General features: G+C 73.5%; 11 protein-coding genes. 10 read left to right on the top strand and 1 reads right to left on the bottom strand.

What is annotated here, in order from left to right:
• Positions 1 to 239: 239 nt before the first annotated feature.
• A complete protein-coding gene (locus BM236_RS17765; RefSeq protein WP_091126514.1) occupies positions 240 to 1,358 on the bottom strand; it encodes a DUF1015 family protein in 1,119 nt (372 codons plus the stop codon).
• A gap of 57 nt (positions 1,359 to 1,415) precedes the next feature.
• On the opposite strand from BM236_RS17765, the gene BM236_RS17760 reads away from it, so the two are divergent.
• The 10 genes from BM236_RS17760 (at position 1,416) to BM236_RS17715 (ending at position 11,627) form a co-directional block, all read left to right on the top strand.
• Positions 1,416 to 2,411, top strand: coding sequence for an HAD-IIA family hydrolase (locus BM236_RS17760; RefSeq protein ID WP_091126524.1), 996 nt, complete (start codon positions 1,416 to 1,418; stop codon positions 2,409 to 2,411).
• Between the two features lie 9 nt (positions 2,412 to 2,420).
• Entirely contained in the window at positions 2,421 to 2,642 is a 222-nt protein-coding gene (locus BM236_RS17755; RefSeq protein ID WP_091126513.1) for a hypothetical protein, read from the top strand.
• A 13-nt stretch (positions 2,643 to 2,655) separates the two neighbouring features.
• Complete coding sequence (locus BM236_RS17750) at positions 2,656 to 3,522, top strand: TlyA family RNA methyltransferase (RefSeq protein WP_091126511.1); 867 nt, start codon at positions 2,656 to 2,658, stop codon at positions 3,520 to 3,522.
• Complete coding sequence (locus BM236_RS17745) at positions 3,519 to 4,469, top strand: NAD kinase (RefSeq protein ID WP_217645401.1); 951 nt, start codon at positions 3,519 to 3,521, stop codon at positions 4,467 to 4,469. Before BM236_RS17750 ends, BM236_RS17745 begins: the two co-directional genes overlap by 4 nt.
• Complete coding sequence (recN, locus tag BM236_RS17740; RefSeq protein ID WP_091126520.1) at positions 4,462 to 6,207, top strand: DNA repair protein RecN; 1,746 nt, start codon at positions 4,462 to 4,464, stop codon at positions 6,205 to 6,207. Before BM236_RS17745 ends, recN begins: the two co-directional genes overlap by 8 nt.
• Before the next feature lie 87 nt (positions 6,208 to 6,294).
• On the top strand, positions 6,295 to 7,443 hold the full coding sequence (gene steA / locus BM236_RS17735; RefSeq protein WP_091126510.1) for a putative cytokinetic ring protein SteA: 1,149 nt from the start codon (positions 6,295 to 6,297) through the stop codon (positions 7,441 to 7,443).
• A complete protein-coding gene (locus BM236_RS17730) occupies positions 7,440 to 8,291 on the top strand; it encodes a copper transporter (protein WP_091126508.1) in 852 nt (283 codons plus the stop codon). Before steA ends, BM236_RS17730 begins: the two co-directional genes overlap by 4 nt.
• Before the next feature lie 11 nt (positions 8,292 to 8,302).
• Entirely contained in the window at positions 8,303 to 10,075 is a 1,773-nt protein-coding gene (locus tag BM236_RS17725) for a CTP synthase (protein WP_091126506.1), read from the top strand.
• Positions 10,072 to 10,677, top strand: a complete 606-nt coding sequence (locus tag BM236_RS17720) for an NUDIX domain-containing protein (RefSeq protein WP_245750415.1) — start codon at positions 10,072 to 10,074, stop codon at positions 10,675 to 10,677. Before BM236_RS17725 ends, BM236_RS17720 begins: the two co-directional genes overlap by 4 nt.
• On the top strand, positions 10,674 to 11,627 hold the full coding sequence (locus tag BM236_RS17715) for a site-specific tyrosine recombinase XerD (protein WP_091126505.1): 954 nt from the start codon (positions 10,674 to 10,676) through the stop codon (positions 11,625 to 11,627). The genes BM236_RS17720 and BM236_RS17715 overlap by 4 nt, the downstream gene beginning before the upstream one ends.
• Positions 11,628 to 11,683 lie beyond the last annotated feature (56 nt).

Raw genomic sequence — 11,683 nt, 5'->3', positions numbered from 1 at the left:
CGCCGATGGTACTGCAGCCGCGAGGCTGTGGGAGAGTAGGACGCCGCCGGACAATCATTCACAGTAGGGCCACCCCCGCGGGGGTGGCCCTACTGTCATTTCCGACCCTTGCGGGCGTGCCGTTCATGGGCTCCGAGGCGATGGAGAGCCACCTTCTCTCCACAGGCGCCGGTTCTGACCGCCTTGTCCACCGGTCATGCCCGCCTCGCGCATCGACGTCGAGGTCCGGACGGCGCGGCTCATCCGTCGTTCAGCGAGCGCATGAGGACCCCCAGATGCGGCTTGGGTTGGAAGGAGGTCGCCTTCTCGGGGAGCAGTCGTCCGGCCACGGCCACCTCGAGGACCTGCTCGAAGGTCGGCGCCGGCAGGATCAGCGCGGTCCCCCGTCGCCGGTGCGCGGTGCTGACCGCCTCCTCGGGGTCCGGATGGTGGCTGACCCGCTGCGACCGGCGCTCGATCGCGGGCAGGAGGGTGTCGTGCACGTACTCGACGACCGTCCCCGGGTGAGGCGGCAGCCTCGCGAGCGCCCACCGGTGTCCGTCGGTGAGCAGGAGGGTGGCCGCGTCCGGAGCCGCGGCGACGGCGACCGGGCGGAACTCGACAGGGACCCCGAGGGTCGTGAGTGCGTCGAGTGCGCGATCGAGCCGGACGCCGGCCAGCGCGCGGTGGATCGCGTGCAGCTGGAGCGGCGTGTCGACATGGTCGACGAGCATGGCGAGGCCGGAGTCCGCATCGGTCCCCGGGCTCTCGGCCTGCATGCGGAGGTAGGCGGCGTAGCGGTGGTGGCCGTCGGCGATCAGGGCGCGGGACGGTGCGATCTCGTCCTGGATCGCCGCGAGCTCCTCGGGAGCTCGGACCGCCCATAGCCGGTGGCGCTGACCACCCGCGTCCTCGAACTGCCGCGTCGGCGGCGCGGCGCTGATGTCACCGAGCAAGCGCCGCAGCGCGGGGGACCCGCGATGGACCAGCAGGATCGGTGCCGGGTTGAGCCGCATCTCGCCCATGCGCGCGGCGAGCTCGTCGACCTGGGCCGGGTGGATGCCCTCATGGGGGAGCACCCGGGACATCGCCGGGCCGGTGCCCCGCTGGCCGAGCTCGAGCGTCCCCACGATCCCGCGGACCGTCCGGCCGGCGGAGGAGTACTCGTGCAGGTAGATGGCGGGGTGCGGATCGGTCGTGATCCAGCCGCGTTCCCGCCAGTGCCGCAGCCGGGCGTGGACCGATCGGTAGGGCCGCGCGAAGAGCCGTCCCGTGCCGGGGTCCCCGATGCGAGACGGCTGGAGGAGCTGCGCGGCGAACGGCAGGAGGCTCAGCGGACCCGCGAGGTACGGCGGGGTGACGACGTCGCTGGCGTCCATCCGGCCATGCTAATGAGGGGGCAAGGTGCCCTCCGGGCGACCACTAGGGTGGCGCTCATGCTGGGCGCATCTGAGCAGCCGTTGTGCGAGGCGTACGACCTCGCGATGCTCGACCTCGACGGCGTCGTCTACGTGGGCGGCGAAGCCGTCCCCGGCGCGCCGGACCACCTGGAGACCGTGCGGGCCCGCGGTCAGCGCCTCGCCTTCATCACCAACAACGCCTCGCGGCCCCCCGAGGTCGTCGCCGCCCACCTCACCGAGCTCGGAGTGCAGGCCGGCGCCGACGATGTCGTCACCTCCGCCCAGGCCGCGGCCCGCGTGCTCCGTGACCGCCTCGGCGAAGGCGCTCGCGTCGTCGTCCTCGGCGCCGAGGGGCTGCTGGAGGCGTTGAAGGCGGAGGGGCTCGTCCCGGTCGGCGTCGCTGACGAGGCGGAGGCGCTCGTGACCGGCTACGACCCTGACCTCGTCTGGCGCGACCTCATGCACGGGGCGGTCCTTGTGCAGGACGGCCTGTGGTGGGTGGCCAGCAACAGCGACCTGACCATTCCGACGCCCTACGGTGTCGCCCCCGGCCACGGTGTGCTCGTCGACATGCTGCGCCGGTTCACCGGCGTGGAGCCGGACATCGCCGGAAAGCCGGCCCGGCCGCTGCTCGACGAGACCGTGCGACGGGTGGGTGGCACCCGTCCGCTGATGGTCGGCGACAGGCTCGATACCGACATCGCCGGTGCGCACGCCGCCGGCGTGGACTCCCTGCTCGTCCTGACCGGCGTCTCGGGGCTTGGTGACCTCGCCGGCGCGACGCCGGACCTGCGGCCGACCTACATCTCCGCCGATCTCGCCGGCCTGCTCGTGACGCACCCGAAGGTCACGGTGGCGCAGGGGCGCTGCTCCCTGGGCGGCTGGGAGGCCGTCGGTGGGGAGCGGGGTGTGGAGGTGACCGGGAGCGGTTCCGTCGACGACTGGTGGCGAGCCGTCGCCAGCGTGTGCTGGTGGTGGCTCGACACGTCCGGGGCTGCGGCGGACGTGAGTCGACTGACCCCGCCCCGGTAGCCTCTGCCCATGACCGAGGACCAGCCCTACGCCGGCGCGGAGTCCGCGCGCACCGGCGTCCCGGCGGTCGATGCCGTCCTCGCCGAGGTCGACGGGGCCGTGGACCTTCCCGCGGACGACCAGGTCGCCGTCTTCGAACGCGCCCACGACAGGCTGCGCCGCGCGCTCGACGGCCAGGCCGATGACCGGGCCGACGATCAGGCCGACGATCAGGCCGACGAGCCCTCCTGAGGGGCTCCCGACCATGCCACCGCGCCGCCTCCGCCTCGACGCCGAGCTCGTCCGTCGGCAGCTCGCCCGATCGCGCGAGCACGCCAGCGAGCTGATCGCCGCCGGCCGCGTCACGGTCTCCGGGGCCGTGGCCACCAAGCCGGCCACCGGCGTCAGCACCGATGTCGCGATCGTCGTCAAGGACGACCCGCTCACCCCCGACTACGTCTCCCGCGGGGCCCACAAGCTCGCCGGCGCTTTGGCCGCCTTCGAGCCGCACGGGCTGTCCGTCGCCGGACGACGCTGCCTCGACGCCGGCGCCTCCACCGGCGGGTTCACCGACGTGCTGCTGCGGCTCGGGGCGGCACAGGTCGTCGCGGTCGACGTGGGCTACGGACAGCTCGCCTGGAAGCTCCGCCAGGACGAGCGCGTCGTCGTGCACGACCGCACCAACGTCCGCGACCTCACCACGGAGCTCATCGGCGGGCCGGTCGACCTGATCGTCGGCGACCTGTCCTTCATCTCGCTGACCCTCGTGCTCGACGCCCTCCTGGGTGTCGTCGCCCCCGACGGGGACCTCGCGCTGATGGTGAAGCCGCAGTTCGAGGTCGGGAAGGACCGTGTCGGCAAGGGCGGCGTCGTCCGCGACTCGGCGCTGCGGGCCGAGGCCGTCACCACGATCGCCGCCGCTGCTTCCGCCCGCGGCTGGGGCGCCCGGGCCGTCACGACCAGCCCCCTTCCAGGCCCGTCGGGCAACGTCGAGTTCTTCCTGTGGCTGCGTCGCGGGCCCGCCACGATCGACGACGAGACGATCGCACAGGCCGTGCACGACAAGATCGGCCTCGACGCGGTCGCGGCTGCCGCCGAACCGACGGCGGCGGATGAGAGGCTGGGGAAGTGACCGAACCGAGCCGCCAGCCCGACGTACGCCGGGTGCTCCTGCTCACCCACACCGGCCGCAACGAGGCCCGCGAGGTCGCGGTCGCCTTCTGCAAGGCGCTGGTCGGCTACGGACTGATCGTCCGGCTGCCGGACACGGAGGCCGCCGACCTCGGCGTGCACGCCGACGAGGGGATCGAGCTCGCGCACGGCGACGGCGACGTGACGGTCGGCTGCGAGCTCGTCCTGGTCATCGGCGGCGACGGCACGATCCTGCGGGCGGCCGAGCTCACCCACGACAGCGGCACTCCTGTCCTGGGCGTCAACCTGGGCCACGTCGGGTTCCTCGCCGAGGCGGAGTACGACGACGTCGACTCGACCATCGACGCCGTGGTCCACCGCCGCTACATCGCGGAGGACCGGCTGACGCTCGACGTCAGGGTCTACACCGACGGCGCGGAGGTCTTCCGGACCTTCGCCGTCAACGAGGCAAGCGTCGAGAAGGCCGCCCGTGAGCGGATGCTCGAGGTCGTCATCGAGGTCGACGACCGGCCGCTGTCGCGCTTCGGCTGCGACGGTGTCGTGTGCGCGACGCCGACCGGCTCGACGGCCTACAACTTCAGCGCCGGCGGGCCGGTGGTGTGGCCGGGCGTCGAGGCGCTGCTGATGGTGCCGATCTGCGCCCACGCCCTCTTCGCGAGGCCGCTCGTGGTCGCGCCCACCTCCGAGCTGGCCATCGAGGTGATCAGCCGTGCCGACGGCGCGGGCGTGCTGTGGTGCGACGGCCGGCGTGCGTTCGACCTGCCGCCCGGCGCCCGCATCGAGGTCACCCGCGGCGACCGGCCGGTGCGCCTGGTCCGGCTGCACGAGGCGCCCTTCACCGACCGACTCGTCGCGAAGTTCGACCTCCCGGTCCACGGCTGGCGTGGCGCCGCCGAGCGGCTGCGACGGGAGCGCGGCGATGCTTGAGGAGATCCGGATCTCGTCCCTGGGCGTGATCGAGGACTCGGTGCTCGAGCTCGGCCCGGGGCTGACCGTCATCAGCGGTGAGACCGGCGCCGGCAAGACGATGATCGTGACGGCGCTCGGCCTCCTGCTCGGCGGCCGGGCCGACTCGGGCGCCGTACGCAGCGGAGCCCGGACCGCGCGCGTCGAGGGGATCGTCGACGGCAGCCGCCTGAGCTCGTTCTGCGCGGCGGTCGACGAGGCCGGAGGCGAGGTCGAGGACGGCCGCGTCGTGCTCGCCCGCACCGTGGCGGCCGAGGGTCGCTCTCGGGCGTTCGTCGGCGGGGCGGCCGTCCCGGTGGCCACGCTCGGCGACGTGGCCGAACCGCTGGTCGCCGTCCACGGCCAGTCCGACCAGCACCGGCTGTTGCGCCCCCGCGCGCAGCGCGACGCCCTCGACCGCTTCGGCGGCGAGCCGGTGGCCGACGCGCTGGCGCGCTACCAAGAGCTGCACGCGCGGCTCCAGGGCGTCGAGTCCGAGCTCGCCGAGGTCACCGCGACGCAGCGCGAGCGTGCCCGGGAGGCGGACCTGCTGCGCTTCGGGCTCGCCGAGATCGAGGCGCTCGACCCGCAGCCGGGGGAGGACGCCTCCCTCGCCGCCGAGGAGTCCCGGCTCGGCTTCGCCGACACGCTCCGATCGGCCGCCGAACAGGCCCGCGAGGCCCTCTCGAGCGAGGAGGGGGCGCCCGACGCCCTCGGCACCGTCAGCGCGGCCCGCACCCTGCTCGAGGGCGTCCGCGAGCACGACACCGAGGCCGGCGAGCTCGCCGACCGGCTCGCCGAGGTCAGCTACCTGCTCTCCGACGTCGCCGCCGACGTGGCGTCCTACGCCTCCCGGATCGACACCGACCCGGCCCGCCTCGCCGGCGTGTCCGAACGGCGCGCTGCACTCACCGCACTGACCCGCAAGTACGGCGACACGATCGACGAGGTGCTCGCCTGGTCGGCGTCCTCGGCGACCCGGCTGCTCGACCTCGACGGCACCGACGAGCGGATCGAGCAGCTGCGCGCCGAGCGGGCCCGGCTGCGGGTGGAGCTGGCCGACGCGGCCGCGGAGCTCTCCGGGTTGCGCACGGACGCCGCCGAGCGGCTCGCGGTCGAGGTGACCGAGGAGCTGACCCGGCTGGCCATGCCGCACGCCCGGCTGTCGGTCTCGGTCCGGCAGGCCGAGCTGCCCGCGCCCGATGCCGATGCGGCCGGCGCGCCGCTGCGCGTGGGGGAGCGGTGGCTGCGCTTCGGCGGCTCCGGCATCGACCAGGTCGAGCTGCTCCTCGCCGCCAACACCGGCTCCGACCCGCGCCCGCTCGACAAGGGCGCCTCCGGCGGCGAGCTGTCGCGGGTGATGCTCGCCCTGGAGGTCGCGCTGGCCGGCACCAGCCCGGTCCCCACCTTCGTCTTCGACGAGGTCGACGCCGGCGTCGGCGGTGCCGCGGCCGTCGAGGTCGGCCGGCGGCTGGCGCAGCTGGCCCGCTCGGCACAGGTCCTGGTCGTCACCCACCTCCCGCAGGTGGCGGCGTACGCCGACCAGCACGTCGTCGTCGAGAAGTCGAGCGACGGCAGCGTGACCAGCTCGGGCCTCACGCTCCTCGACGACGCCGGACGGGAGCGGGAGCTCTCGCGGATGCTCGCCGGCCTCACCGACTCCGACACCGCGCTCGCGCACGCCCGTGAGCTCCTCGAGGTGGCTCGCGCGGCGCGCTGACGCGCTCCCCGCGCACGGGAGCGGCCTGACACGCCGACACCTGGGCTCCCGGATCGGGCGGTGGCCGGATGTGAGGATGAACGGGTCATGAGACTCCCCACCCGCTCCACCACCGTCAAGGACACAGCAGTCGGCGTCCGCGGTCCGGTCCGCGCCGGGCGACCGACCCGTGCGCTGCTCGGGCGGCTCGAGCCCGGCGACATCGCCGTGATCGACCACCTCGACATCGACCAGGGCACCGCGCGTGCGCTCGTCGACGCCCGCGTCGCCGCCGTCGTCAACGCACAGTCGATGATCTCGGGTCGCTACGCCAACCTCGGGCCCGAGATCCTCGCCGACGCCGGCATCGTGCTGGTGGAGGGCATCGGGGCGTCGGCCTTCGCCCGTCTCGCCGAGACGGAGGAGGTCACGATCCGCGACGGTGGGCTCTACCAGGGCACCCAGCTGCTCGTGCAGGGACGCGCGCTCGACCTCGACGACGTCAGGCTCGCGATGCAGGACGCCCGTGCCGGCCTCGTCGCCCAGCTGGAGACCTTCACCCACAACAGCAGCGAGCTGCTGCGCCGGGAGGGCGACGTCCTCCTGACCGGCCAGGCCATCCCCATGCTGCACACCCCGCTCGACGAGCGGCCCGTCGTCGTGGTCGCGCAGGCGCGGCCCGGGGACCTCGTCCAGGTCAAGCGGTTCATCCGGGAGCAGCGGCCGGTCGTGGTCGCCGTCGACGGAGCCGCGGAGAGGCTCCGCAAGGCGGGCGTCAAGGCCGAGGTCGTCGTCCTGTCCGGCTCCGACTCGCTCCCCGACGCCAAGGTGTTGCGCGGGGCTCGCGACGTCGTCGTCGTCCAACGGGCCGACGCGATCCCGGGGGTGACCGACGGGCTGTCGCGAATGGGCATCGCCGCCCACGTCATCGGCACCACCGTGTCCGCCCAGGACGCCGCCCTGCTCGTGGCCCACGCCGGCCGGCCCAGCCTGGTCGTCGGAGTCGGCTTGACCACGACGCTCCACGACTTCCTCGACCGGCGCAGCTCGGGGCTGGCCGGCAGCTACCTCACCCGCCTGGTGCTCGGGCCGCACCTGGTCGACGCGGCCACGCTCCCGCTGCTCTACACCGGCCGCGTGCGCCCCTGGCACGTCGGCGCCTCCGTGCTCGCCGGACTCGTCGCCGTGGGGGCGTCGATCGCCACGACGGCCGTCGGCAACGACTGGGCCCAGCAGCTGATGGACCTCGTCCGATGAGGCGGCTGCTCCCCGCCCTGGGCGTTCTCTTCGCGCTCGCCGCGGGCATCGCACTCGGCGCCGGCCCGCTCGACGACGGCCGCGGTGATGCCGCGTCCACCGGGCACGCCTCTCCCCGGAGGGCGACCGCGTTCGACGAGGGTTTCGTGGCCGCGGCCGCGCCCTCGCTCTACGGCCGGCGCCTGGCCGGACAGACGGTGTCCGTACTGACCACCCCGGGGGTCTCGCCCGCGGCCGCCAAGGCGCTCGTCGACCAGATCGTCGCGGCGGGCGGTGCGGTCGTCACGGAGGACCGGCTGACCGATGGCCTGACGGCGCCCGGCCAGAAGACCCTCGTCGACACCATGGGCAGCCAGCTCGCCGCCCAGCTCGGCCCGCAGGTGCCGGCCCTCGCCGACACGACGCTGACCACCTACCCCCGGATGGGCCACCTCCTGGGCGTCGCGTTCGGCACCACCGGCGCCCCCGCTCCGCCCGGAGCCCCCGCGAGCACGGTGCGCGAGAGCCTCAAGGCCGCCAAGCTGATCGAGGCCGTCGGCGACCAGCCGGCCGACGCCGGCGTGGCACCCCTGGTCCTCGTCGTCGTCGGCGACGACCTCGACGACGCCATCGCCAACGGACTGGTCCAGGGACTCGCGGCGCAGACGCACGGCGTCGTCGTCGCGGGCCGTAGCCGCAACCGCGACATCGCCTCCCTGCGCGACGGCAAGGCGGCCGTGGCGACGGTCGACGGGGTCGAGACCGCGGCAGGCCGGGTGGCCGCCGTACTCGCCCTCGTGCGACAGGTCACGGGCGGCAACGGAAGCTTCGGCGCGTCCGGAATCGATGGACCCGCTCCGCTGGGATAGGATCGAGGCCCATGAGGTCGGCCGCCCAGACTAAGCATGTTTTCGTCACCGGAGGCGTCGCCTCCTCTCTCGGGAAGGGCCTGACGGCGTCGAGCCTCGGCCGTCTGCTGAGGTCGCGCGGGCTCCGCGTGACGATGCAGAAGCTCGATCCCTACCTCAACGTCGACCCCGGGACGATGAACCCGTTCCAGCACGGCGAGGTCTTCGTCACCAACGACGGCGCCGAGACCGACTTGGACGTCGGACACTACGAGCGGTTCCTCGACACCGACCTCTCCGGCAGCGCCAACGTGACGACCGGGCAGGTCTACTCCAACGTGATCGCCAAGGAGCGCCGCGGCGACTACCTCGGTGAGACGGTCCAGGTCATCCCGCACATCACCAACGAGATCGTCGACCGCATCCTCGCGATGCACGGCGACTCGGTCGACGTCGTGATCACCGAGGTCGGCGGGACGGTCGGCGACATCGAGTCGCTGCCGTTCCTCGAGGCCGCGCGCCAGGTCCGCCAGAAGATCGGCCGCGACAACGTCTTCTTCGTGCACGTCTCGCTGGTGCCCTACATCGGCCCGTCCAAGGAGCTGAAGACCAAGCCGACGCAGCACTCGGTCGCCGCCCTCCGCCAGATCGGCCTCCAGCCCGACGCCGTCGTGTGCCGCGCCGACCGCGAGCTGCCGCAGAGCATCAAGTCGAAGATCGCCCTGATGTGCGACGTCGACGAGGAGGCGGTGGTCACCGCCGCGGATGCGCCGAGCATCTACGACATCCCGAAGGTGCTCCACCGCGAGGGCCTCGACGCGTACGTCGTCCGCAAGCTCGGCCTGCCGTTCCGCGACGTCGACTGGACGGTGTGGGACGACCTGCTCCGCCGGGTGCACCACCCGAAGGAGGAGGTGACCGTCGCGCTCGTCGGCAAGTACATCGACCTGCCCGACGCCTACCTCTCCGTGGCGGAGGCCCTGCGCGCCGGCGGCTTCGCCCACGAGGCCAAGGTCGACATCCGCTGGATCCGCTCCGACGACTGCGAGACGCAGGCGGGTGCCCACAAGCACCTCCACGACGTCGACGCCGTCCTGGTGCCCGGCGGCTTCGGCATCCGCGGCCTCGAGGGCAAGCTGGGCGCCCTCACCTACGCGCGCACCAACGGCATCCCGACCCTCGGCATCTGCCTGGGGCTGCAGTCGATGGTCATCGAGTACGCCCGGCAGGTGCTGGGCCTGGAGAAGGCCGACTCGACCGAGTTCCACCCCGAGACGCCGGAGCCGGTGATCGCCACGATCGCCGAGCAGGTCGCCTTCGTCGAGGGCGCGGGCGACCTCGGCGGCACGATGCGCCTCGGCCTCTACCCGGCCGCGCTCAAGCCGGGCTCGATCGCCCGTGAGATCTACGGCGCGGCCGAGATCGAGGAGCGTCACCGCCACCGCTACGAGGTCAACAACGCCTACCGCGACCAGCTCGAGGAGGCCGGCCTGGTCTTCTCCGGCACGTCCCCGGACAACAACCTGGTGGAGTTCGTCGAGCTGCCCCGCGACGTGCACCCCTACTACATCGCCACGCAGGCCCACCCCGAGCTGAAGTCGCGGCCGACCAAGGCCCACCCGCTCTTCCGGGGCCTCGTCGGCGCCGCGATCATCCGTCAGCGCGAGCAGCGCTTCCCGATCGACGAGTCGAAGCTGCACCGCGAGCCGGACCACGTCGAGCACAGCGTTGAGCACGAGGCGGATCACGAGGCGGATCACGAGGCGGATCACGGGGTTGAGCTCGTGGAGAACGGCGCCGAGTGACCGGCACGACGCCGCCGCTCCAGGACGTCGACCAGTCCTGGCCCGTCGTACGCACCGAGGACCTGCACCGCGACGACTGGGTGATGGCGCTGCGCGCGGACTGGGTCACCTCGCCCACCCATCCCGACGGCGAGCCCTTCCGGCGACTCGTGCTCGAGCACCCCGGTGCGGCGGTCGTGCTCGCGGTCGACGACGAGGAGCACGTGGTGTGCGTCGTGCAGTACCGCCACCCCGCCCGTCGCCGCTTCATCGAGCTGCCTGCGGGTCTGTGCGACGCCGAGGGCGAGGACCCGCTCGAGGTGGCCAAGCGCGAGCTCCAGGAGGAGGTCCAGCTCGCCGCGGAGGAGTGGACGCACCTGACGTCCGCCTACTCCTCGCCGGGCATCTCGGCCGAGCTGATCCACTACTACCTGGCTCGCGGGCTGAGCGACCTGGGACGCGGCGACTTCGAGCTCGCCCACGAGGAGGCCGACATGGAGCTCGTCCGGGTTCCGTTCGCCGACCTGCTCGACGCGGTGCTGGCCGGCCGGATCAGCGACGCGCCCGTCATCATTGCCGTGCTGACCGCGCACACGCGGGGGCTGGTCGGCGCCCGGCCATGAGCGGGCCGGATGCCGTCGGCGTCGCGATCCGCACCTACCTCGACCACCTGACGGTGGAGCGCGGCGCGGCTGCGAACACGCTGGCGTCCTACCGCCGCGACCTGCGCCGCTACGCCGAGTACCTCCGTTCCGTCGGCGTCTCTGAGCTCGGCCAGGTCACCGAGGCGACCGTCACCGACTTCCTCGCCCGCCTCCGCGAGGGGTACGCCGACCACCCACCGCTCGGCGCCAGCTCGGCCGCCCGGACGGTCGTCGCGGTGCGCGGCTTCCACAAGTTCGCGGCCGCCGACGGCATGGCCGAGGCCGATCCCGCGGCCGGCGTACGTCCGCCCCGGCCCGCGAAGCGGCTGCCGAAGGCGCTCCCGCTCGGCGACGTCGAGGCGATCCTCGAGACGGCCGGGGCGCCGGGGACCACGCTGGCCCTGCGCGACCGGGCGCTGCTGGAGGTGCTCTACGGCACCGGGGCCCGGATCTCCGAGGCGGTCGGCCTCGACGTCGACGACGTGGACTGGGGCGAGTCGGGCGTCGACGGAACCGTCCTGCTCCGCGGCAAGGGCGGCAAGGAGCGGCTGGTCCCCATCGGGTCCTTCGCCCGGGAGGCCGTGGACGCCTACCTGGTCCGCGCCCGCCCCGAGCTGGCCGGCACCGGCAGCGGCAGGCCGGGCGGTGGGGGAGCGCTCTTCCTCAACTCCCGCGGCGGTCGGCTCTCCCGGCAGTCGGCGTGGACCGTGCTGGTGCGGACCGCCGAGCGGGCCGGCGTCACCGCCGACGTCTCCCCGCACACCCTGCGGCACTCCTTCGCCACCCACCTGCTCGACGGCGGGGCGGACGTCCGTGTCGTGCAGGAGCTGCTCGGGCACGCCTCGGTGACGACGACCCAGATCTACACGCTGGTGACGGTCGACAACCTGCGCGAGGTGTTCGCCGCCGCGCATCCGCGCGCCCGCTGACCGGGCCGGGGTATCGCTACGCGGTCACGGCTTCGTGCCTCAGCCGTGCCGCTACT

It is taken from the genome of Nocardioides terrae (assembly GCF_900112345.1).
Classification (GTDB): Bacteria; Actinomycetota; Actinomycetes; order Propionibacteriales; family Nocardioidaceae; genus Nocardioides; species Nocardioides terrae.
Note: the sequence above shows the minus strand (reverse complement) of the source record. Positions and strands in the feature narration are given on the sequence as shown.